At 62.7% G+C, this 24,202-nt stretch carries 12 protein-coding genes and 1 pseudogene; all 13 read left to right on the top strand.

Features of this window, described 5'->3' with window-relative positions; genetic code table 11:
- Positions 1-52: 52 nt before the first annotated feature.
- The 13 genes and pseudogenes from ACMQ11_RS10365 (at position 53) to purK (ending at position 24,195) form a co-directional block, all read left to right on the top strand.
- A pseudogene (locus ACMQ11_RS10365) lies at positions 53-3,464 on the top strand (SusC/RagA family TonB-linked outer membrane protein).
- A gap of 12 nt (positions 3,465-3,476) precedes the next feature.
- The gene (locus ACMQ11_RS10370; RefSeq protein ID WP_418992700.1) at positions 3,477-5,054 is read left to right on the top strand and encodes a SusD/RagB family nutrient-binding outer membrane lipoprotein; all 1,578 of its coding nucleotides are present in this window, start codon (positions 3,477-3,479) and stop codon (positions 5,052-5,054) included.
- A 24-nt stretch (positions 5,055-5,078) separates the two neighbouring features.
- On the top strand, positions 5,079-6,134 hold the full coding sequence (locus tag ACMQ11_RS10375) for a glycoside hydrolase family 18 (RefSeq protein WP_418992701.1): 1,056 nt from the start codon (positions 5,079-5,081) through the stop codon (positions 6,132-6,134).
- Positions 6,135-6,140: 6 nt separating this feature from the next.
- Positions 6,141-7,334 carry a DUF1735 and LamG domain-containing protein gene (locus ACMQ11_RS10380; RefSeq protein ID WP_418992702.1) on the top strand — a complete coding sequence of 398 codons (1,194 nt, stop codon included), beginning with the start codon at positions 6,141-6,143 and terminating at the stop codon, positions 7,332-7,334.
- Between the two features lie 24 nt (positions 7,335-7,358).
- A complete protein-coding gene (locus tag ACMQ11_RS10385; RefSeq protein WP_418992703.1) occupies positions 7,359-8,795 on the top strand; it encodes a BT_3987 domain-containing protein in 1,437 nt (478 codons plus the stop codon).
- Between the two features lie 93 nt (positions 8,796-8,888).
- Complete coding sequence (locus ACMQ11_RS10390) at positions 8,889-10,667, top strand: DUF4989 domain-containing protein (protein ID WP_418992704.1); 1,779 nt, start codon at positions 8,889-8,891, stop codon at positions 10,665-10,667.
- Positions 10,668-10,893: 226 nt separating this feature from the next.
- Positions 10,894-11,904 (top strand): glycoside hydrolase family 130 protein, encoded by a 1,011-nt coding sequence (locus tag ACMQ11_RS10395; protein WP_418992705.1) that lies wholly within the window; start codon positions 10,894-10,896, stop codon positions 11,902-11,904.
- Positions 11,901-14,138: a GH92 family glycosyl hydrolase gene (locus tag ACMQ11_RS10400; RefSeq protein WP_418992706.1), complete on the top strand. Its 2,238-nt coding sequence runs from the start codon at positions 11,901-11,903 to the stop codon at positions 14,136-14,138. The genes ACMQ11_RS10395 and ACMQ11_RS10400 overlap by 4 nt, the downstream gene beginning before the upstream one ends.
- Before the next feature lies 1 nt (position 14,139).
- The gene (locus ACMQ11_RS10405) at positions 14,140-16,329 is read left to right on the top strand and encodes a DUF4838 domain-containing protein (protein ID WP_418992707.1); all 2,190 of its coding nucleotides are present in this window, start codon (positions 14,140-14,142) and stop codon (positions 16,327-16,329) included.
- 34 nt (positions 16,330-16,363) lie between these two features.
- A complete protein-coding gene (locus ACMQ11_RS10410) occupies positions 16,364-19,906 on the top strand; it encodes a GH92 family glycosyl hydrolase (protein WP_418992708.1) in 3,543 nt (1,180 codons plus the stop codon).
- Between the two features lie 105 nt (positions 19,907-20,011).
- A complete protein-coding gene (locus tag ACMQ11_RS10415) occupies positions 20,012-22,333 on the top strand; it encodes a GH92 family glycosyl hydrolase (RefSeq protein WP_418992709.1) in 2,322 nt (773 codons plus the stop codon).
- Positions 22,334-22,639: 306 nt separating this feature from the next.
- A complete protein-coding gene (gene purE / locus ACMQ11_RS10420) occupies positions 22,640-23,110 on the top strand; it encodes a 5-(carboxyamino)imidazole ribonucleotide mutase (RefSeq protein ID WP_418992710.1) in 471 nt (156 codons plus the stop codon).
- Positions 23,107-24,195, top strand: coding sequence for a 5-(carboxyamino)imidazole ribonucleotide synthase (gene purK / locus ACMQ11_RS10425; protein ID WP_418992711.1), 1,089 nt, complete (start codon positions 23,107-23,109; stop codon positions 24,193-24,195). Before purE ends, purK begins: the two co-directional genes overlap by 4 nt.
- The last annotated feature ends 7 nt before the right edge of the window (positions 24,196-24,202 follow it).

A 24,202-nucleotide genomic window follows, 5' to 3' on the forward strand; every position in this document is an offset into this window, starting at 1 on the left:
TTCATCCGGAAATCCCTCTTCGGAGGGCCTAACCTAAATCAACAACCAACGTATGAAAATGAAAGATCAAGTAAGAGCCGGCGTGCTCTTGCCTCTTTTGACGCTTATGTGCTGCCTGATGGTTTCACAGACGCGCGCACAGTCCGTGCCGGTTACCCTGAAGGTGGCGGACGCTCCCCTGGAGCAGGTGCTCGATGCAATCGAAAAACAAACCTCCTATCTATTCGTTTACGACAAGAGCGTGGACGTGACCCGCAAGGTCACGGTCGATGCGACCGGTCTGCCGCTGGGCACCGTGCTGGCACAGCTGGCCCGCACGGCCGACTTGGGGTATGCCGTCGAAAACACCTCCATCGTATTGTCGCAGAAGAAGAGCCCGGCCGAAAGCGCCAAGAGCGTGACGGTGACCGGGCGCGTGGTCGACAAGAACGGCCAGCCGATCATCGGCGCAGCCGTGCTGGTGAAAGGCACGACGCTGGGCACCAGCACCGGAATCGACGGCGATTACAGCCTGCAAATTCCCCCCCCCCGCGGCTGATGCTGTTCTGACGGTCAACTATTTGGGCTACGAGACCATCGAGATCCCCGTAGGCTCGCGCTCGAAGATCGACATCACGCTGACCGAATCGGCCGTGAGCGTCGATGCCGTGATCGTGACCGCCTTGGGTATCAAGCGCTCGGAAAAGGCGCTCTCGTACAACGCCCAGCAGGTCAAGGCCGACGACATCACGGCGGTCAAGGACGCCAACTTCATCAACGCCCTGAACGGCAAGGTGGCCGGCCTGAACATCAACGCCTCGTCGTCGGGTATCGGCGGCGCTTCGAAAGTGGTGATGCGCGGCTCGCGCTCCATCGAGCAGTCGTCCAACGCGCTCTATGTGATCGACGGCATTCCGATGAGCAATTTCCGCAGCGAGGGCGGCATGGAGCACTCCTCGCAGGGGTCGACCGAAGCCATCGCCGACCTCAACCCCGAGGACATCGAGTCGATGACCGTCCTCTCGGGTGCAGCGGCTGCGGCCCTCTACGGTTCGGACGCCGCCAACGGCGCCATCCTCATCACCACGAAGAAAGGCAAGGTCGGACAGACCGTGGTGACCCTCACGAGCAATACCGAGGTGCTGTCGCCTTTCGTCATGCCCGTCTTCCAGACCCGTTACGGTACGGGCGAACTGCTGACCGGCACGACCAACAACGTGCTTTCGTGGGGTAACAAGCTCAACAAGTTCGACTACCGCGGCTACGATGTGGCGGACGACTACCTGCAAACGGGTGTCGTGGGAACCGAAACGGTGACCCTCTCGACCGGTACGGAGAAGAACCAGACCTACCTTTCGGCCGGAGCGGTCAACTCGCGCGGCATCGTGCCCAACAACGGCTACGACCGCTACAATTTCACGTTCCGCAACACCACCTCGTTCCTCAAGGACCGCCTGACGCTCGACGTGGGAGCCAGCTACATCATCCAGAAAGACCGCAACATGGTCAACCAGGGAACGTATGCCAACCCGATCGTGGCGGCTTACCTCTTTCCGCGCGGCGACGACTGGGAGGACATCAAAATGTACGAACGCTGGGACCCTGCGCGCCAGATTTCGATCCAGCACTGGCCCACGATGGGACAGGACGGGTTGCAGATGCAGAACCCCTACTGGCAGAACTACCGCAACCTCAGGGAGAACCGCAAGGACCGCTACATGCTCAACGCGAATCTGACCTACAAAATTCTCGACTGGCTCTCGGTGGCCGGACGTATCCGCGTCGACAATTCGAGCAACACGTTCACCGAGAAATATTGGGCTTCGACCAACCTGCTGCTGGCCGAAAACTCGCCCAACGGCATGTACGGCATCACCAAGACCAACGAAAAGCAGACCTATGCCGACGTGATGGTCAACATCAACAAGACGTTCGGCGACGACTGGTCGTTGCAGGTCAATGCCGGTGCGATGATCTCCGATTTGCAGTCCGACGCGCTCAAGGTGCGCGGTCCGATCGCCTACGGCAAGGTGATCGGTTTCGACAAGGACGGCAACGAGATCAAGGAGCCCAACAACATTCCCAACGTCTTCAACGTCTACAATCTCTCCAACTCGGGTACCGTGCGCGAGCAGATCGGCTGGCGCGAGCAGTCGCAGTCGGTCTTCGTTTCGGCCGAGGTGGGCTACAAGGGCGCCTATTACCTGACCGTGACGGGGCGTAACGACTGGCCCTCGCAGCTGGCGGGTCCCAATTCGAAGAACTCGTCGTTCTTCTATCCGTCGGTCGGTGCGTCGGTGGTGCTGTCGCAGATCATTCCCAACATGCCCGAGAACCTCTCGTTCCTCAAGGTGCGCGCGTCGTACGCTTCGGTGGGTCTGGCTTTCTCGCGCTTCTACGCCAACCCGACCCGTCCCTACTCCAACGCCTCGGACGGCTGGAGCCTCTCGACGCAGTATCCCCTCTACAACCTCAAGCCCGAGCGCACCAAGTCGTTCGAGGTGGGTATGACGATGCGCTTCCTGCGCCATTTCAATTTCGATTTCTCCTACTACGACACCCGCACGATCAACCAGACTTTCAACACGGGTATTCCGGCCAGCTCGAAATACAGCAAGGTCTACGTGCAGTCGGGTAACGTCCGCAACCGCGGTATCGAGCTCTCGCTGGGCTACTCGAACACCTGGCGCAGTTTCTCGTGGGACACCAATTTCACGGCAAGCAGCAACAGCAACAAGATTCTCGAACTGGGCCGCGACGTGATCGACCCCAACACGGGCAAGGCGTGGCTGATCGACGACCTGGTCGTGGACGGCGGTCTGCACAACGCGCGCTTCATGCTGCGCGAGGGCGGTACGCTGGGCGACCTCTATTCGCGCGCCGACCTGCAACGCGATTCGAACGGCGACATCTACGTCGACGAAGCGGGCAACGTGGCTCTGGACAACAAGACCAGCACCAAGGACTACATCAAGCTCGGCTCGGTCTTCCCCGACGGCAACCTCGCGTGGCGCAACGATTTCCGGTGGGGTCATTTCAATTTCGGCTTCCTCGTGACGGCCCGTCTGGGCGGCGTGGCTTTCTCGCGCACGCAGGCGACGATGGACGAATACGGCGTCTCGGGCGCTTCGGCCGATGCGCGCGATGCGGGCGGCGTGGTCATCAACGGCAACGACCGGGTGAATGCCCAAATGTGGTACCGCACCATCGGAGCCGGCGACATGGTGCCGCAGTACTACACCTACTCGGCCACCAACGTGCGCCTGCAAGAGGCTTCGATCGGCTATACCATTCCGCGCAAAAAGCTGGGCGGAATCGTGGAGATGACGCTCTCGCTGGTGGGCCGCAACCTCTGGATGATCTACAACAAGGCTCCGTTCGATCCCGAGGCCGTGGCTTCGATGAACAACTACTACCAGGGTATCGACAATTTCATGATGCCCTCGATGCGCAGCATCGGTTTCAACGTGCGCCTTAAATTCTAAAATGCAACAGTCATGAAATTCAATATAATACCGAAAGTCGTTCTCGCCGGGCTCGCACTTGCAGCCGCAGCGTGCACGGGCAATTACGAAGAGATCAACCGCAACCCCTACGAGGTTACGGGCGACGAGATGGACCGCGACGGCTACGCCATGCGTTCGTTCCTGACGACGATGCAGAGCTGGGTCATCCCCACCGAGGTCAACCAGTGCCAGTTCACCGATGTGCTGATGGGCGGCGTCTACGGCGGCTATTTCGTCGATGCCAACTCGGGTTTCAACAACAATTCGTTCTCGACCTACCTGCCCGCCTCGAACTGGTCGGAGGTCTTCTACGAAACCGTCTACCAGAAGATCAGCGCCAACTACGCCGAGCTGATCGGCATTACCCAGGATGAGAACGCCCTGGCCGTGGCCCGGATCATCAAGGTCGCCGGTCTGAGCCGCGTGGCCGATACCTACGGACCGATTCCCTACCAGGCATTGGAAGATGCTCAGAAGAGTGCGCTGGATTCCGAAGAGACGGTCTACAAGGCCATGTTCGCCGACCTCGATGCAGCCATCGAGGTTCTGACGGCCAATCGCACGCAGGCCATTGTGTCCGATGCCGACCGGCTCTACGGCGGTAACCTGGAAAAGTGGTGCCGGCTGGCCAACTCGCTCAAGCTGCGTCTGGCCATGCGCATCGTCTACGCCGATCCGACCCTGGCCCAACAAATGGCCGAAGAGGCCGTTTCGTCGGAGGTGGGCGTGATGCGGGACAACTCGGACAACGCCATGTACACCGGTTTCGGCAAGGACGGCAATCCTTTCTACGTCTGCTTCTACACCTACAAGTCCGGTAAGGGCGACCACAAGGTTGCGGCCGACATCACCGCGTACATGAACGGTTACAGCGATCCGCGCCGCGATTCCTATTTCACCGCCTCGACTTTCGGCGGCGTCTCCGGCGGATACGAGGGGCTGCGCAACGGCATCACGGTCTCTTCGGACGAGGTCGTGGACCAGTACAGTTCCTACGACGTGACGGCCGCCAGTTCGCTGATGTGGATGAACGCTTCGGAGGTGGCTTTCCTCAGGGCCGAGGGCGCTCTGCGCAACTGGGCGATGGGCGGCGACGCCGAGACGTTCTACAAGCAGGGAATCGAACTTTCGTTCCAGCGCTTCAATCTCCAGAACGCTGCGGCTTATGCTGAAAGCACGGCTGTTCCGGCCGCCTACGAGGACCTCGGAGGCCAGGGCTACGGCTTCCCGGCGCAGTCGACGATCGCCATCAAGTGGAATCCGGCAGGCGACGGCGCGTTCGAGGAGAACCTCGAGCGCATCATCACCCAGAAATGGATCGCCAATTTCCCGCTGGGCACCGAGGCGTGGGCCGACTACCGCCGCACGGGCTATCCGCATCTTGCGGAGGTGGTCGTCAACCGCAACGCCGACGTCGACAAACAGCTGGGCGCCCGCCGTCTAACCTATCCCCTGAAAGAGTACGAAACCAACGGGCCGACGATCCAGGCTGCCGTGGACGCCTATCTGGACGGCCAGGACAAAATGTCGACCCGCCTGTGGTGGGACTGCAACCCCCGGATCAATTAATCACCAACCCTGAACGACAAAACTATGAAACGCAATATCAAGCACCTGCTGCTGCCGGCCCTGGCTCTTGTGACGCTCTCGCTGGCATCGTGCAGCGACTGGGTCGAGCCCGAAAGCCTCGACATCAAGAACCCGTCGCTCGAAGAGCAGAATCCTGCGCTGTACGCTCAGTACATGGAGTCGCTGAAAGCCTACAAGGGCAGCGACCACAAACTCCTCTTCGTCGCGCTGGAGAATCCCGAGGGGACGGCTCCCGTGCAGCGCAACCAGCACCTGACGACGCTGCCCGACAGCGTGGATTTCATCGTGCTGAACAACCCCGCGAACCTCCATCCCGACTACGTGAAAGAGATGAACGAGGTGCGCAAGAAGAGTACCCGCGTGCTCTATGCCATGTCGATGGAGACCTACGAGGCCGAATGGGCGAAGATGCTCAAGGCCGATCCCAAGCTCACCGAGGAGGAGGCGCTCGGCTATTTCGGCCAGCGGACCCGCGAGGAGCTGGCGCTGTGCGACCGCTACGGATTCGACGGCGTGATTTTCGGCTATACGGGCCGTTCGCTGGTGAGCATCACCGAGGCGGAGATGGAGGCATACAACGCCCGTCAGAAAGCCTATCTCGATCCGGTGACCGCCTGGCGGAACAGCCATAAAGGTAAGGTCTTCACGTTCATGGGCAGTGCCGACAACCTCCTGCCGGAGAACCGCACGATCCTCTCGGAGTGCGACCACATCGTCGTGCCGACGGACAACGCCCAGAACGAAAACGACATCTCGCTCAAAGCCCTTATGGTGGTACAGGCCGAGGGCGTGCCCGCCGACCGCATCGTGGTGACGGCCCTCGAAATCCGTCCCGACGACAAGGACAAGGTGTTCGGCTATTTCGGTACGAAAGACGAGAACGGCGAGAAGATCCGCGCGTTGTACGGCGCCGCCGTATGGGCCACGCTGCCCTCTCCGAATTTCACGCGAGCCGGCATTCTGGTCAAGGACGTGGAGCCCGACTACTACAACCGGCTGCACGTCTATCCCCACCTGCGCGAGGCCATTTCGATCATGAATCCCTCTCCTAAAAACTAACTGGCTATGAAACTGAACAAATATCTGCTGGTGTCGTTCGCGCTCGCTGCGGCCGCTTTGACGGGGTGCAAGAAAGACGACCTCGACGAACACCATTTCGGAAACAAACTCTACATCTCTTCGGCCCTCTACACCGACGACCTGCTGATCGACCCAGCCAATACGGAGCTCTCGCGCACCGTGACCATGCGCATGGCGCAGCCGGCGTCGGAGGACGTGACCGTCCGCTTCGAGGCGCGGCCCGATCTGGCGGCACAGTACAACCAGATCTACCGCGACAATGCGTTCGCTCTGCCCAAAGCCAACTACTCGCTGCCCGAAACGACGGCGACGATCACGGCGGGGAATGTGTCGGGAGACGACATTCCGGTCGTTTTCACCGGGATCAACGAACTGGACGTGAAGATGCGCTACGTCCTGCCGGTCACCATCAGCGAGGTGCAGGGCGCTTCGGTGCTCGAAAGCCGCCGGACGGTCTATTTCGTGGTGCGCGGCGCGGCGCTTATCAACGTGGTGGCCGACATCACCAAACTCAAGGCCCCGATCGGCTGGTCGATGGCTGCACGTTCCTACGTGACCGGCATGAGGCAGATCACCGTGGAGGTGCTGATGCGCTCCAAGGACTGGACGGGCGGACGCTCGGGCTTCGGACTGAGCACGATCTTCGGTATCGAAAGCAATTTCCTGCTTCGTATCGGCGACAACGGCCTGAATCCCAACCAACTCCAGTTGGTATCTCCGTCGGGAAACTGGCCCTCTAAGTCGCAGTCGCCCGCACTGCCGGTGGACGAGTGGGTGCATATCGCCGTGGTTTACGATGCGATCAACCGCGAAATGCACTACTATTTTAATGGTGAACTTGCCGTCTCGCAGACAAACAGCTCCTCGCAAAGTGTCAGTCTGTTGCAGAACTGTTATATCGGCTATGCCTACGACGACACGCGCTGGTTCCCGGGCGAAATGTCCGAGATGCGTATCTGGAACGTCGTGCGCACGCAGCAGCAGATCAAGGACAACCCCTATCGGGTCGATCCTGCAACGCCCGGACTGGTCGCCTATTGGAAATTCAACGAGGGCCAGGGCAGCAAGATCATGGACCACTCGGGCAACGGCACCGACCTGAATTTCAGACGGAATACGGGCCAGACCGAGAGCGATGACATCACGTGGGTTCCCGTAGAAATTCCCGCACTCAAATAACCGTACTTTAACAGACTAACAACCATGAAGACAAGATATTTCAAATCCGGCGCGCTGGCGGCTGCGGCTGCTCTGATCTGCGCCGCGGCGGTCTCCTGTGCCGACGACATCGTGGTCGGATCGCCCGTCGACGAGGGTGCGTACGATGGTATCCACGAGAATACCGTCCTCGTGCAGGATGCCAATTCGGGCAAGTCGTCCGTCGAGGTCGATTTCTCCGGGGGCTCGTTCTCGACCGACATCAAGATCGGTCTCTCGCAGGCCCCGGCCGCTCCGGTCGAGGTGCGCGTGGCGGTCGACACCGACTACCTGACCGAGTATAACAAGCAGCACGGAACCGATTACAAACCCTACCCGGCTTCGCTGGTGACCTTTGCCAACGAGGGTGCCGTAACAGTCGCCGCCGGGGCCAAAAACGCGACGGTAGCGATGACGATCAACACCGATCCCGAGATGGTGCTGGGCGAGACCTATGCCGTGCCGGTCGCCGTGACCACGGCTGGTTCGGGCCTGACGCTCAAACCCCGGGCCAGCCGCTGCCTCTACCTGATCGAAGCCAAAGAGGAGCTTCCGACCTGCCACAAGGGCGACGATCTGCCCAAGGGTTTCCTCTTTTTCGAGGTCAACGATGCCAACCCGCTCAACGCGCTGGCCTACGAACTGGAGGACGGCCGCCTGTTGTGGGATGCCGTGGTGCTCTTCGCCGCCAACATCAACCACAACCTCGAAGAGGATCGGCCCTACATCCAGTGCAACCCCAACGTGCAGTTCCTCCTGGACAACAACGAGAAGTTCCTCCAGCCGTTGCGCAAACGCGGTATCAAGGTGATTCTTGGCCTCCTGGGCAACCACGACAAGGCCGGTCTGGCGCAGCTCTCGGACCAGGGCGCCAAGGATTTCGCCGCGGAGGTGGCCGCCTACTGCGAGGCCTACAACCTCGATGGCGTAAACTACGACGACGAGTATTCCGACTATCCCGACACGAGCCACCCGGCCTACACCCGGCCCAGCACCGCGGCGGCTGCGCGCCTTTGCTACGAAACCAAGTTGGCCATGCCCGACAAGCTGGTGACCGTATTCGACTGGGGCTCCATGTATGGCGTGGGAACCGTGGACGAGGTGGGCGCTGCGAAATGGATCGACGTGGTGGTGGCCAACTACGGATCGTCGGCCTATCCCGTCGGGGACATGACCAAGAAAGCCTGCTCGGGCTGCTCGATGGAGTTCTGGCTCGGATCGGGCGGTTCCCTGAACGCTTCGAAGGCGCAGCAGCTCATCGACGGCGGCTACGGCTGGTTCATGGGCTTCGCGGCCAACCCCGTGCGCGACGGACGACCCAATTTCAGCGCTTCGTTCAACCGTTTGCAGGGCGGTCCCGAGGTGCTCTACGGTTCGCCGCTCAAATCGCCGACTTTCTACTACAAGAAAAACGATCCCAATCCCTATCCCTATCCCTTTTAGCAGTCGCAGTCATTGTTGCTAACCTTATCGTTCCGGATGCGGCCGGGCCGTGGCCCGGCCGGCCGGGAGCGATACCAACCGAATAAAACGAATATGAAAAACATCCGAAAAATAGCGCTTCTCGCTGTGCTTGGGGCTGTCGTCATGACCTCCTGCCGCGAGGACGAGACCGTCGATCTGGCGGGTTACCCCTCGACCAACGTCGGCATGGGGATCGAGGGCCAGGAACCCGGCGTGACCTCCGTGCCCCTCAAGGCGACCTACGATGCCGAGGGTGCGATCTCGGTCAGCGGCGACCTGACGCGCACCTACACGTTCCAGCTCGCTTCGCCGAGCCCCGAGGACCTGACGCTCAAGCTCGAACCCATCATCGTGAACATCCCCGCCGACAAGGTGGAGATCAGCGCCACGGAACTGCACATTCCGGCCGGCTCGAAATCGGCAGACCCGGTGACCGTGACGTTCCTCGACCCCGATTTCTCATTCGCCGGACCCGACCCCGAAGCCAAGACCTACGAACTGGGCGTGCGGGTAGCCAAGGCCGAGGGTTACGACCCTCAGTTCGAGGGCGGAAACGAGGCCAAGGTCGTGGTCGAGAAAGACGCCTACGTGGCTCATTTCTCCATCCGCGGCTCGCTGGGCAACTATGCGCTCTTCACCCGCAGCTACGCCAAGGGCAAGATACTCAACACCGACCCGATGACCGTCTCGTTCCGCGTGCTGACCGACCGTCCGGTGCTCGAGGATACGCAGATCGCCATCACGTCGGAGGGCGTGCCCGAGGCGTTCAAGGACGACGAGACGATCGCACCGGCCGTGCTGACGATTCCGGCCGGAGCCAAAGAGTCGAGCGAGTATGCCGACTGGACGCTCACGGACGACCTGCTGCTGACCAACGCCGAGGCCGAGGAGTACGGCGTGCTGCTCAAGATGGCCGCCGTGGCGGAGAATCCCAACGTGGCTCCGGCCGAGAGCGACCAGGAGCTCGCCATCCAGATCAAGAAAGAGCTCTACATCGCCAATCTGTCGATCGCCTCCGCCTCCAACTCGAGGGCCGTGGAGTTCCGCCGCAGCTATGTCGACGGACAGATCATGAACGAAACGCCCATGAGCTTCCAGTTCCGCGCCAAGCTCAACCGTCCGGCACTCGAGGAGGTCAAGGTCGTCGTTTCGATGGAGGGCCTGCCCGATGGGTTCGCGGACGACGTGACCATCACGCCCGCGGAGCTGACCATTCCGGTGGGTGCTTCGGAGTCCGATCTGGCGACCTGGACCATGACCGACGATTTCCTCCTGACCGACGCCGAGCTCAAGGATTTCGCTTTCAAGCTCAACGCCGCACCCAAGGTAGAAGACCCGACCATCAAGCCCGTCGAGGGCCAGATGGCGATCGGGATCATCGTCAAAAAGGTCGCCGACCTGCTGTCGTTCGTCGATGGCATCGATCCTGCGTGGACCAAGCACTCTCCGGCGGGTTGGGTTGGTACGCCTCTTTCTTCGGCATTCTTCGGCAGCGTCAACGAACTTTTCGACGGGGGAATGTATACCGATTTCTATACACGCAACTCCGAACTGAGTTTCTCGGTCGATATGCTGGAGTCCAAAAAGATCAACGGCGTGGTGATCCGGGCCTATGACAATTCGGCGAACAATCATCCGGTCCGCTTCGTGCTCTCGACCTCGGACGACGGAGCGACCTGGACCGAGCACGGGGAGCTGCAAAGCAGCCAACAGAACCAGGGCGTACAGTATGTGGCTTTCCTCAAACCCGTCACGGCCCGTTACATCAGGTACCAGGGATACGGGAAGCAGGGTACGAGCTACTATTCGTACATCGACCTGAGTGAATTCGAGGTTTACGGAACCAACTAATTACCCGACACGTCGCTGACGACGGTCGTACATTTGTCGCCGCGCGGTCCGCAAAGGTTTCGGCCTTTGGGCCGCGCGGCTTTTGTAATCCGAAAATAAGTGCTATATTTGTCTTTCGAATGAACCTCTCAGCCGCCCATACCCGTCCGGTCGTGCCGACGCCTCCGCGCTGCACCGCGGCAGAGGACCTTTTGTCCGCAAATCTCAATCAAACTCATTTTCCGATATGAACTCAAACCTGAAAATCGCGGGTCCGGCGCTTCCGGACATGCCGTGGGAGGAGCGTCCCGCAGGCTGCACGCATGTCATGTGGCGCTACTCGGCCAACCCGATCATCGGCCGCTACGCCCTCTCGACCTCCAACTCGATCTTCAACTCGGCCGTCGTGCCGTTCAAGAGCGGTAAGTACAACTATGCGGGCGTCTTCCGCTGCGACGATACCAACCGCCGCATGCGCATCCACGTGGGCTTTTCGGTCAACGGTATCGACTGGGACATCGAGGAGGCCGATTTCCACCTCGAGGGCGCCGACCCCGAGATCGGGGAGTGGGTCTATGGCTACGACCCCCGCGTGGCGAAGATCGACGACAAGTACTACGTGACGTGGTGCAACGGCTACCACGGCCCGACGATCGGAATCGCCTGGACGACCGATTTTCGGACGTTCCACCAGTTGGAAAACGCTTTCCTGCCGTACAACCGCAACGGCGTCATGTTTCCGCGCAAGATCGGCGGCAAGTTCGCCATGCTCTCGCGTCCGAGCGATACGGGCCACACGCCTTTCGGCGATATTTTCTACTCCGAGTCGCCCGATCTGGAGTTCTGGGGCCGCCACCGGCATGTGATGGCTCCGGCAGCGTTCGAGGTCTCGGCCTGGCAGTGCATGAAGATCGGCGCGGGGCCCGTGCCCATCGAGACAAGCGAGGGGTGGCTCTTGTTCTACCACGGCGTGCTGCGCTCGTGCAACGGCTATGTCTATGCGTTCGGCTCGGCGCTGCTCGATCTGGACGAGCCGTGGAAAGTGATCGCCCGCAGCGGTCCGTACCTCATTTCGCCGCGCGAGCAGTACGAGTGCATGGGCGACGTGCCGAACGTGACGTTCCCATGCGCCGCGCTGCATGATCCCGAGACCGGCCGCGTGGCCGTCTACTACGGCTGCGCCGACACGGTGACGGGGTTGGCGTTCGGACACATCGACGAGATCATCGAATTCACGAAGAAAACCAACATCCTGTGAAACGCCTTGCGCTGCTGACGGCTCTCACGCTGTGTCTCGCCGCCCGGGCGCAGACCCCCGCCGACCGGGTGGACCCGTTCATCGGGACGACCAATTTCGGGACGACCAACCCGGGGGCGGTGTGCCCCAACGGGATGATGGCCGTCGTGCCGTTCAACGTCATGGGCTCCGAGCGGAACGTCTACGATAAGGACGCCCGCTGGTGGTCGACCCCCTATGAGCGGCACAACAAGTTCTTCACCGGCTTCGCGCACGGCGCGCTGAGCGGGGTGGGGTGCCCCGAGATGGGGGCGTTGCTGACGATGGCCACCGCGGGCGAACTGGAGGTGGATTACAAGTCCTACGGCTCGGGATACCGCGACGAACAGGCTTCGCCGGGCTACTACGGGTTGCGGCTGGACAAGTACGGCATCCGCGCCGAAGCTACCGCCACCCCGCGCTCGGCAGCCGAGAGGTACACCTTTCCCGCGGGCAAGGGGCATATCCTGCTCAATCTGGGCGAGGGGCTGACCAACGAGTCGGGCGCCGTGGTCCGGAGGGTGAGCGCCACGGAGATCGAGGGCACGAAACTGCTGGGCACGTTCTGCTACAACCCGCAGAAAGTCTTTCCCGTCTATTTCGTGCTGCGGGTCAGCCGCACGCCGTCGGCTGCGGGCTACTGGAAGAAGCAGCGGCCGATGACGGGCGTCGAGGCCGAGTGGACCCCCGACAACGGAAAATACAAACTCTACACGGAGTACGGCCGCGAGTTGGCGGGCGACGACGTGGGCTACTGGTTTACGTTCGACGACCTTGCCGAGGGCGACCAGGTCGAGGTGCGCATGGGCATTTCGTTCGTCTCCACGGAGAACGCGCGCCGCAACCTCGATGCCGAGCAGCCCGTCGGCGCGACTTTCGACGCGCTCCGCGCCGCGGCCCGCAAGCGGTGGAACGACGACCTGGGGCGTATCCGCGTCGAGGGCGGCACGCCGGAGCAGCAGACCGTCTTCTACACGGCGCTCTACCATGCGCTGATCCATCCCAATCTCGTGAGCGATGTCAACGGCGAATACCCGCTGATGGAGCGCTCGGGCGAGGTGGGCGTTACGGAGGGCGAGCGCTACACGGTCTTCTCGCTGTGGGACACCTACCGCAACCTGCACCAACTGCTTACGCTGGTCTACCCCGAGCGGCAGAGCGAAATGCTCCGCTCGATGGTGGACATGTCCCGGGAGTGGGGCTGGCTGCCCAAATGGGAACTGTACGGGCGGGAGACTTTCACGATGGAGGGCGACCCCTCGATTCCCGTGCTGGTGGACAGCTGGATGAAGGGGCTGCGCGATTTCGACATGGAGGCCGCCTACCGCGCCATGCGCCGCTCGGCCACGACGCCCGGAGCCGAAAACCCGATGCGGCCCGACATCGATCCCTACATCGAGCGGGGTTACATTCCGCTGGGATTCTATGCCAAGGACCTGGCGGGCGACACCTCCGTCTCGCACGCGCTGGAATACTACGTGGCCGATGCAGCCCTCGCGCTGCTGGCCGACTCGCTCGGCTACAAGGAGGACGCCCGGCTGTTCCGCGACCGTTCGCTGGGCTACCGGCACTACTACGACAAGGAGTACGGCACGCTGCGCCCGATCAACGAGGACGGTTCGTTCCTGACCCCGTTCGACCCGCGCGCGGGCGAGAATTTCTCGGCGGCGCCCGGCTTCCACGAGGGCTCGGCCTGGAACTACACGTTCTACGTGCCGCACGACGTGGAGGGGCTGACCCGTCTGATGGGCGGCCGGCGCAAATTCGTCGACAAGCTGCAAATGGTCTTCGACGAGGGACTGTACGACCCCGCGAACGAACCCGACATCGCCTATCCCTACCTCTTCAGCCGCTTCCGCGGCGAGGAGTGGCGCACGCAGCGCGAGGTCAGGCGTCTGCTGAACAAGCATTTCACCACCGCAGCCGACGGCATTCCGGGCAACGACGACACGGGCACCATGTCGGCCTGGGCGGTCTTCTCGATGATGGGGTTCTATCCGGACTGTCCGGGTGAGCCGTACTACACGCTGACGGCTCCGGTTTTCGACCGCGTGGAGATCGACACGGGGCGGGGAACGCTCCGCATCGAGAAGCGCGGCGAGGGCTACATCCGCCGCATGACGCTCGGCGGCCGGCCGCTCGGCAAATACCGCATCGCGCACGACGAACTGACGGGCGGTGGTACGCTGGTATACGAACTCGAAAACCGCAGATAGCATGAATGCCGTCCGAACGCTTGCCGCAGCGCTGCTGCTGTTTACGGCCGGGGGCGCCTCGGCGCAGACCGTCGTTACGCGCAACGGAAAGGCCGTCGCGCGGATCGTCGTGGCCGAGGATACGCCCGCGAACCGCACGGCGGCACGGCTGCTGCAACGCTTCGTCGCCGAATCTTCGGGGGCGAAGCTTCGCGCGGCCGCAAAGGCCCGGCCGGGCGACATCCTGATCGGGGCGGCGGATACGGCGGGACTCGGACGCGACGGGTTCCGCCTTTCGACCCGCGACGGGGTGCTGCGCATCTCGGGCGGAGGCTGCAAGGGTACCGTATACGGCGCGATCGCCCTGCTCGAACGCGAGCTGGGAATGACGTACTACGCTGCCGGAGTTTACGACCTGGACCGCCGCAGGGACATCGTTTTCGAGCGGATGGACCTGGCGGAGAATCCGGCTTTCCGCTACCGCCAGAGCCAGGGCTACGGCATGGCGCAGGATTCGGTCTACCGCCTGTTTCTCCGGCTGGAGGAGCCGCGCGACCTCTTCGCGGGCAATCTCTGGGTACATACGTTCAACACCCTGTTGCCCGCTTCGGTCTACGGAGAGGAGCACCCCGAATACTACTCTTACATCAACGGCGAGCGGCGCCCCGGGCGGGCGAGCCAGTGGTGCCTGACCAACGACGCGGTGTTCGAGCTGGCCGCGGCGAAGATCGACTCCATTTTCCGCGCCAACCCCGGGATGGACATGATCTCGGTCAGTCAGAACGACAGCAATTTCACCTACTGCCGCTGCGAGGCGTGCGAACGGGTCAACGAGGAGGAGGGTGCCCCGTCGGGCAACTACGTCCGGTTTCTGAATCGCCTGGCCGAGCGTTTCCCCGACAAGCAGTTCTCGACGCTGGCCTATCTCTTCACGATGCAGCCTCCGAAGCACGTGCGGCCGCTGCCCAACGTCAACATCATGCTGTGCGACATCGACTGCGACCGCGAAGTGCCGCTCACGGACAACGCCTCGGGCCGCGAGTTCATCCGCGCGCTCGAAGGGTGGGCAGCCCTGACGGACAACATCTTCGTATGGGACTACGGCATCAATTTCGACAACATGGTGGCGCCGTTCCCGAACTTTCCGATACTGGGTCCCAACATGGAGCTCTTCCGCCGCAACCACGCCACGATGCACTTTTCGCAGATCGGCGGATCGTACGGCGGCGATTTCTCGGAGATGCGCACGTGGGTCGTCTCGCGCCTGATGTGGAACCCCGAGCAGGATACCGACTCGCTCGTGCGGCATTTCATGCGGGGCTACTACGGTTCGGCCGCGCCGTATCTTTACCAATATGAAAAGCTGTTGGAGGGGGCGCTGCTGGCTTCGGGACAACGGCTGTGGATCTACGACTCGCCCGTCTCGCACAAGGACGGAATGCTCAACGCCGCGTGCCGCAAGCGCTACAACGCGCTCTTCGATAGGGCCGAGCGGGCCGTCGCGGGGGATTCGGTGCTGCTGAGGCGCGTGCATCTGGCCCGGCTGCCGCTGATCTATTCCGATCTGGAGATCGCCCGCACCCTGCCCGAGAAAGACCTCGGGGAGGTGGTGCGCGAACTGGATACTTTCGAAAAGTACGTCGTGCAATACGGCGTGCGGACGCTCAACGAGCGCAGCAACTCTCCCGAGGAGTACTGCCGGCTCTACCGCAGCCGCTACCTGCCCTCCGGGGAGCCGAGCAAGGCGCTGGGCGCACGGATCGAGTGGATCGCGGGGCCCGCCGAGAAATACTGCGCGTCGGGGGAACGGACGCTGACCGACGGCCTCTACGGCGGAGCGTCGTTCGTCGAGAGCTGGACCGGATGGGAGGGCTCGGACGGGGCGCTGGTCGTCGATCTGGGCTGCGAAAAGGAGTTCACGACCGTCGAGGCGGATTTCCTCCACCAGCTCGGACAGTGGATTCTGCTGCCCCGGTCGGTCACTTACGGCGTGTCGGCCGACGGAGAGCGGTACGAACCGTTCGGCCGCGTGGAACTGGCCGAGGACCAGTCGGTGCCCGTGAAATTCGTACAGGCCACGGCCACTGCGCCGCAGCCGGTACGGGCGCGGTACATCCGGGTCGAGATCGAGGGCGTGAAGACCTGCCCGTCGTGGCACTACGGCGTGGGTTGTCCCTGCTGGTTCTTCCTGGACGAGATCGCCGTCCGTTAGCAAAACATGCAAAACTCAAAACTTTTTTCGGATAATGAACCTCAAACATCTTATTTTATTCGGTGCAGCCGCACTTGCCGCCGCCTGCTCGCGGCCAGCGGCTCCGGAGAGCCTCACGCGCTGGGTCGATCCCAAGATCGGCGCCGGCGGCCACGGCCACGTCTTCGTGGGGGCCAACGTGCCGTTCGGCATGGTCCAGTTGGGCCCGACGAGCATTCCCCAGACCTGGGACTGGTGCTCGGGCTACCACCAGTCGGATTCGACGGTGATCGGTTTCTCGCACACCCACCTCAGCGGTACGGGTATCGGCGACCTGTTCGACATCACGCTGATGCCCGTCACGGGCGAGGTGACCTATGCCCGCGGCGAGGAGAACGATCCCGCCTCGGGCATGTGGTCCTACGCCGACCGTTCGCGCGAGGTGGTGCGGCCGGGGTACTACTCGGTGCCCCTCGTGCGCTACGGCGTGACCGCCGAGCTGACGGCGACCCGGCGCGTGGGATTCCACAGATATACGTTCCCCGCGGCGGAAGATGCCGCCGTGGTGTTCGACCTGGAGAACGGCGGCTGCTGGGACAAGGCGACCGAAACGCATCTCGAAGCCGAGGGCGACCGCACCGTTACGGGCTGGCGCCACTCGACGGGCTGGGCCAAGGACCAGCGGGTCTATTTCGTGGCGGAGTTCTCGGAGCCTTTCGAGCGGTTCGAAACCGTCGGCGACCAGTACGGCCGCGCCTCCTTTAAGACCTCGGCCGAAAAGCCGGTGCTGGTCAAGGTGGCGCTCTCGCCCGTAAGCGTCGAGGGGGCCAAGGCCAACCTGGCGGCCGAGCTGCCCGGCTGGGATTTCGACGCCACGGCCGCAGCCGCCGACCGGGCGTGGGAGGAGGAACTGTCGAAAGTCCGCATCACGACCGCGGATGAGACGGCCAAGCGTATCTTCTATACGGCCCTCTACCACACGATGGTGGCCCCCTCCGTCTTCTGCGACGTGAACGGCGACTACTACGGCTCGGACCATCGGATCCACCGCAACGCCTCGTTCTCCAACTACACGACTTTTTCGCTGTGGGACACCTACCGGGCCGCCATGCCGCTGATGACCGTGATCCATCCCGAACGCATGCCCGACATCGTCAACACGATGCTGCATATCTACGACCAGCAGGGCCGGCTGCCGGTCTGGCACCTCTGGGGAAACGAGACCGACTGCATGGTCGGCAATTCGGGTATCGTGGTCGTGGCGGACGCCATCGTGAAGAACATCCCGGGCTTCGACCGCGAAAAGGCGTTCGAGGCGATCCGCACGACGGCGCTGGGCGACGGCCGCGGAGGAGACCTGAGAAAGAAATACGGTTATATCCCGTGCGATCTGTTCAACGAGGCGGTCGCCTATGACATGGAGTATGCCATCGCGGACGGGGCCGCGGCGCGTGCCGCCGCGGCGCTTGGCCGCGAGGAGGATGCGCGTCTGTTCGAGCAGCGCAGCCACTCCTACCGCAACTATTTCGACCCCGTGACGCGCTTCATGCGCGGCCGCGACAGCCGCCGGGGGTGGCGCACGCCGTTCAGCCCGTTCGCTTCGACCCATCGGGCCGACGACTACTGCGAGGGCAATGCCTGGCAGTACACGTGGCTCGCGCCGCAAGACGTCGAGGGACTCGTGGCCTGTTTCGGAGGCCGGGAGGCCCTGCTGGAAAAACTCGATTCGCTCTTCACGGTGCCCTCGGTGATCGAGGGCGGCGACACCTCGCCCGATATTTCAGGGCTGATCGGGCAGTATGCCCATGGCAACGAGCCGTCGCACCACATTCTCTACCTCTATACCATGCTTGGGCAGCCGTGGAAAACGGCGGACAAGGTGCGCCAGGTGCTCACGACCCTCTACCACGACCAGCCCGACGGGCTTTCGGGTAACGAGGACGTGGGGCAGATGTCGGCGTGGTACGTCCTCTCGTCGCTGGGCATGTACGAGGCGGAGCCCGCAGGGGGACGCTACTGGTTCGGTTCGCCCCTGTTCGACCGGGCCGAGATTCGCGTACCGGGCGGCACCCTGACGATCGTAGCTGAAAACAACTCGGCCGAGAACCGCTACATCCAGCGTGTATGGCTCGACGGCGAGCTCTACACCAAACCCTGGATCGACCACGCCGATGTGATGCGTGGCGGCGAACTGCGGTTCGAGATGGGCGCCGAGCCGAAAGTGTGGTACTGCGCCCAGGAGCCGGAAACGTACGCCGATCAGCGTCCGGCAGCCGGGGAACGGCTTTTTAAGTCGGAAGCAGTTGAGGCCGAGGTCGCCCGCGTGTGCGGCCTTTTGAAGAACGACCGCCTGAGGTGGATGTTCCGCAACTGCTTTCCCAACACGCTCGACACGACGGTCCACTACCGCGAGGACGAAGCGGGAAATCCCGATACCTATGTATATACGGGCGATATTCCGGCCATGTGGCTGCGCGACTCGGGGGCGCAGGTGTGGCCCTACGTGCAGTTCGCCCCGCAAGACGAGGCGCTGAAGCGGATGATCGCGGGGGTGATCCGCCGGCAGTTCCGGCTCATCAACATCGACCCCTATGCCAACGCTTTCAACGACGGCCCCACGGGGGCGGGCGAGGACGTGGGCTATCCGGGGAACAAGCAAAGCCCGTGGGTCTTCGAGCGCAAGTGGGAGATCGACTCGCACTGCTACCCGATCCGCCTGGCGCACCACTACTGGAAAACGACTGGCGATGCCTCGGTGTTCGACGAAGAGTGGGTTGCGGCGATGCGCAATATCCTCTCGACGCTCCGCGAACAGCAGCGCAAGGAGGGGCCCGGAAGCTACACGTTCCTGCGCACGACCGACCGGCAGCTGGACACCAAGTGCCACGTGGGCCGCGGCAATCCGGTGAAGCCCGTGGGGCTGATCGCCTCGGCGTTCCGGCCCTCGGATGACGCCACGACGTTCGAGTTCCTCGTGCCCTCGAATTTCATGGCCGTCTCGTCGCTGCGTAAGGCGGCCGAGATTCTCGGGTCGGTCAACGGGGAGGCCGGGCTGGCTGCGGAGTGTACGGCGCTGGCCGACGAGGTCGCTGCGGCGCTGCAAGAGCATGCCGTGGTCGAGCACCCCGAATACGGAAAGATCTATGCGTTCGAGGTGGACGGTTACGGCGGGCGGTTTTTGATGGACGACGCCAACGTGCCCTCGCTGCTGGCGATGGCCTACCTGGGCGACGTGGAGCGCACGGACCCCGTGTACGAGAATACGCGCCGTTTCGTCTGGAGCGATGCCAATCCCTATTTCTGGCGCGGCCCGGCGGGCGAGGGGATCGGCGGGCCGCACATCGGAGTCGAGATGATCTGGCCGATGAGCATCATGATGCGGGCTTTCACCTCGACCGACGATGCCGAAATCCGCGACTGCATCGCGCAGCTGATGACCACCGACGCCGGCACGGGCTTCATGCACGAGTCGTTTTCGCGCCACGACGCCGCGAATTTCACCCGGGCATGGTTCGCCTGGCAGAATACGCTGTTCGGGGAGCTGATCGTCAAACTGGTCGGCGACGGAAAGGTCGACCTGCTGAACTCGATCCGCTGATCCGCGGGCGGCAGCTTGGGGCGTATGCGCGAGCGGGCCTAAGGGCCTAATGGCTGCGGCCGCACGGCTCGAAGCGCCGCATAGAAAACTATAAAAGGGAAAAAGATGAAAAAACTGACGATACTGGCCTTTGCAGCCCTTGCCTGGAGCTGCTGCGCCACGCAGCCCGCCCCGGAGCGGGTGCGACCCACGGAGTACGTCACCACGCTGATGGGGACGCAGTCCGACTATTCGCTCTCGACGGGCAATACCTATCCTGCGGTGGCCGTGCCGTGGGGCATGAATTTCTGGACGCCCCAGACGGGTAAGATGGGCGATGGCTGGGCCTATACCTACGGGGCCCACACCATCCGGGGGCTGAAGCAGACCCACCAGCCCTCGCCGTGGATCAACGACTACGGGCAGTTCTCCCTGATGCCCGTGCGCGGCGGGGACAAGCTGGACGAAGAGTCGCGCCAGAGCTGGTTCTCTCACCAGTCGGAGGTGGCCAAGCCCTACTATTACAAGGTCTACCTGGCCGACCACGATATTCGCGCCGAGGTCGCGCCCACCGAGCGGGCGGCCGTCATGCGCTTCACGTTCCCCGAGTCGGACGAGTCGGGCGTGGTGATCGACGCTTTCGACCGGGGCTCGCGGGTGGAGATCGTGGACGCCAATACGGTGGTGGGCTACACGACGCGCAACAGCGGCGGTGTGCCTGAAAATTTCCGCAACTGGTTCGTCATCCGCTTCGACAAATCGTTTGCGGGCGTCGAATTGACCGACAACCCCTCGAAATACAAACCCGGCAGCCGCGTGCTCTACCCCGAGGGCGGCAAGTCGGCCGAGGGCGACCACGCCGTGGCAAAGGTCCATTTCACGACGCGACGCGGCGAGCAGGTGACGGCCCGCATCGCCTCGTCGTTCATCTCTCCCGAGCAGGCCGTGCGCAACCTCGAAACCGAATTGGGTACGGACGATTTCGAGACCGTACGTTCCAAGGCGCAGGCCCGTTGGGACGAGGTGCTGGGCCGTATCGAGGTCGAGGGCGGCACCGACGATCAGCTGCGCACGTTCTATTCGTGTCTCTACCGCTCGACCCTGTTCCCGCGCAAGTTCTACGAACTGGACGCCCAGGGAAATCCCGTGCATTACAGTCCCTACAACGGCGAGGTGCTGCCCGGGTACATGTATACCGACACGGGTTTCTGGGACACGTTCCGCTCGCTGTTTCCGCTGCTGAACCTGGTCTACCCGTCGGTAAACGCCGAGATTCAGGCCGGCCTGGCCAACGCCTACCGCGAGAGCGGTTTCCTGCCCGAATGGGCGTCGCCCGGCCACCGCGGCTGCATGGTGGGTAACAATTCGGCCTCGGTCGTCTCGGACGCCATCCTCAAAGGCATCACGCCCGAGGAAGACATGGCCACGCTCTACGAGGCGATGCTGGCGGGCCGCAACAAGGTCCACCCCGAGGTCAGCTCGACGGGCCGTTTGGGACACGACTACTACAACCGCCTGGGCTACGTGCCCTACGATGTGGGCATTCACGAGAATGTCGCCCGCACGCTCGAATACGCCTACGACGACTGGTGCGCGGCGCAAGTGGCCGAAAAGCTGGGCCGCACGGAGGATGCCGCGATGCTCGAGCAGGCTGCGCGGAACTGGCGCAATGTCTTCGACCCCTCGACCCGCCTGATGCGCGGCCGCAACGCCGACGGGGAGTTCCAGTCGCCGTTCAGCGCCTACAAGTGGGGCGACGCTTTCACCGAGGGCAATGCCTGGCACTACACCTGGTCGGTGTTCCACGATGTCGGTGGGCTGATGGAGGCGATGGGCGGCCGCGACGGGTTCGTCGAAATGCTCGACTCGGTCTTCGTCGTGCCGCCGATCTACGACGACAGCTACTACGGCGTGCGCATCCACGAGATTACGGAGATGCAGGTGGCCGACATGGGCAACTACGCCCACGGCAACCAGCCCGCACAGCACATGATCTACCTCTACGATTACGCTGGACAGCCCTGGAAAACGCAGTGGTGGACGCGCGAGGTGATGGACCGCCTCTATGCGGCCCGGCCCGACGGCTACTGCGGCGACGAGGACAACGGCCAGACCTCGGCCTGGTACGTCTTCTCGGCCCTGGGGTTCTATCCCGTCTGCCCGGCCTCGGATTTCTACGCCCTCGGTTCGCCCCTGTTCCGCAAGGCGGTGATCCACCTCGAAAACGGCGAAACGATCCGCATCGAAGCGCCCGAAAACGGTCCCGCGACCCGTTATGTGGGCCGAATGACCCTCGACGGGAGAGCGCATGAGCCCAATTTCGTCCGCTATTCGGACCTGGTGCGGGGTGCCCGCCTCGGCTTCGAGATACAGGCCGAACCCAATACCCAACGGGGAGCGGCGGCTTGCGGCGACCCCGCGAAAGGGGCGTGCCGGGAATGTCGATAATTTGTCGATAGTTTCTGTCCGGTAATTTTGAAAGTCGGCCGAAAAGCGTTACTTTTGTTCCGTTGTTTTTGCAACGCAACAGGTTAAAGAGAACAATTCGATGACTGCTATCGGCCATACCGACCAACGGGAACGAAAAAAACAGCAGGGCCAGGCCGCTGCGTTTTACTCGTCGTGCCGCCCCCAAGCGCACGCCGGGCAGTTGCAGGGGCAGCAGATGCCCGCCTGTGGAGTACGCTGAACAGTACCATACCGCCATGACATGCGTGTCGTGGCGGTTTGCTTTTGATTCTAAAACAATAAGATATGAAAGTCGGAGTGATCATGGGCTCGCGGAGCGACTACGAGGTGATGGCCGAAGCCGTGGCTGCGCTCGAAGAGTTCGGCGTGGAGTTCGAAAAACGGGTCGTGAGCGCCCACCGCACGCCCGATCTGCTGGTCGAATACGCCAAAACGGCCCGCGAAAGGGGACTGGGAGTCATCATCGCCGGAGCCGGCGGCGCCGCGCACCTGCCGGGCATGGTGGCCTCGATGACCACGCTGCCCGTGGTGGGCGTGCCGGTGAAATCGCGGGCCCTGAACGGGCTGGATTCGCTGCTCTCGATCGTCCAGATGCCCGCCGGAGTTCCCGTCGCCACGACGGCCATCAACGGGGCCCGGAACGCCGCGCTGATCGCCGTCTCGATCCTCGCGTTGCAGGACGGGGCGCTGGCCGAAAAACTCGAAGCGTTCCGCGCCCGGCAGACCGCGGAGGTACTCAGATCGGAGCTGGGATGAAAACCGTCGGCATTATCGGCGGCGGCCAGCTGGGGCTGATGATCGCCCAGCAGGCGCGCCTCTTGGGGGTACGGACGATCGCGCTCGATCCGGCGGCGGATGCTCCGGCGTTCGCCGTGGCGGACGAACGGATCGTGGCGGCGTACGACGATTCGGCGGCGCTCGAAGAGTTGTGCCGCCGCAGCGATGCGGTGACCTACGAATTCGAAAACGTGCCGGGCCGGGTGCTCATTCCGCTCTGCCGCCGCTACAACATACCGCAGGGGTTCCGACCGCTCTACGACTCGCAGGACCGCCTCCGGGAGAAAGAGAACGCCCGCGCCAACGGGTTTTTCACGCCCGAATACGCCGCCGTGGACGACGAAAGGTCGTTGCGCGCGACCGTGGAGCGGATCGCGCTGCCGGCCGTACTGAAGACCCGCACGCTGGGCTACGACGGCCACGGGCAGCAGGTGCTCCGGACCGAGGCCGACATCGAACGGGCTTTGCCCCTGCTTGCGGTGCCGTGCATCCTCGAAGAGTTCATTGCGTTCGATTACGAGGTCAGCCTGGTGATGGTGGCCGACGGTGAGCGGGTAGTTACTTTTCCCGTCGGACGCAACGTCCACCGCGACGGCATATTGGACCTCTGCTTCCTCCCGGCCGGGATGGAGGACGGGGTGCTTGCGCGGCTCCGCCAGGTCGGGGAGCGGTTCATGGCGCAATGCGGCTACCGGGGAATTCTGGCCGTCGAGGTCTTCGTGCGGGGCGATCGGTTCTGGTTCAACGAGATGGCTCCGCGGCCGCACAACTCGGGCCACTGGACCATCGAGGGGGCTACGACCAACCAGTTCCGCGAACTGGTGCGTTTTCTGGTGGGGGAACCTTTGGAGGAGCCGCAAATTGTCGCGCCGACGGTGATGAAGAATATCCTGGGACAGGACCTTGCCGAGGCCGAAAAGATCGCCGCCGAGCGCCGTCCGAACGTGCATGTCCACCTTTACGGCAAGAGCGAGAGCCGTCCCAAACGCAAGATGGGCCACATCACTTTCGTTGGGATGACCCCCGAGGAGTATGCCCGCGACTGGGCCGCAAGATTCGTATAGAGAGAAA

It is taken from the genome of Alistipes sp., from assembly GCF_048465575.1.
Classification (GTDB): domain Bacteria; phylum Bacteroidota; class Bacteroidia; order Bacteroidales; family Rikenellaceae; genus Alistipes.

Bases quoted from the DNA above. Each gene is read 5' to 3' on its own strand.
- ACMQ11_RS10370 (WP_418992700.1), top strand. From the start codon at position 3,477: ATGAAATTCAATATAATACCGAAAGTCGTTCTCGCCGGGCTCGCACTT.
- ACMQ11_RS10375 (WP_418992701.1), top strand. From the start codon at position 5,079: ATGAAACGCAATATCAAGCACCTGCTGCTGCCGGCCCTGGCTCTTGTG.
- ACMQ11_RS10380 (WP_418992702.1), top strand. From the start codon at position 6,141: ATGAAACTGAACAAATATCTGCTGGTGTCGTTCGCGCTCGCTGCGGCC.
- ACMQ11_RS10385 (WP_418992703.1), top strand. From the start codon at position 7,359: ATGAAGACAAGATATTTCAAATCCGGCGCGCTGGCGGCTGCGGCTGCT.
- ACMQ11_RS10390 (WP_418992704.1), top strand. From the start codon at position 8,889: ATGAAAAACATCCGAAAAATAGCGCTTCTCGCTGTGCTTGGGGCTGTC.
- ACMQ11_RS10395 (WP_418992705.1), top strand. From the start codon at position 10,894: ATGAACTCAAACCTGAAAATCGCGGGTCCGGCGCTTCCGGACATGCCG.
- ACMQ11_RS10405 (WP_418992707.1), top strand. From the start codon at position 14,140: ATGAATGCCGTCCGAACGCTTGCCGCAGCGCTGCTGCTGTTTACGGCC.
- ACMQ11_RS10410 (WP_418992708.1), top strand. From the start codon at position 16,364: ATGAACCTCAAACATCTTATTTTATTCGGTGCAGCCGCACTTGCCGCC.
- ACMQ11_RS10415 (WP_418992709.1), top strand. From the start codon at position 20,012: ATGAAAAAACTGACGATACTGGCCTTTGCAGCCCTTGCCTGGAGCTGC.
- purE (WP_418992710.1), top strand. From the start codon at position 22,640: ATGAAAGTCGGAGTGATCATGGGCTCGCGGAGCGACTACGAGGTGATG.
- purK (WP_418992711.1), top strand. From the start codon at position 23,107: ATGAAAACCGTCGGCATTATCGGCGGCGGCCAGCTGGGGCTGATGATC.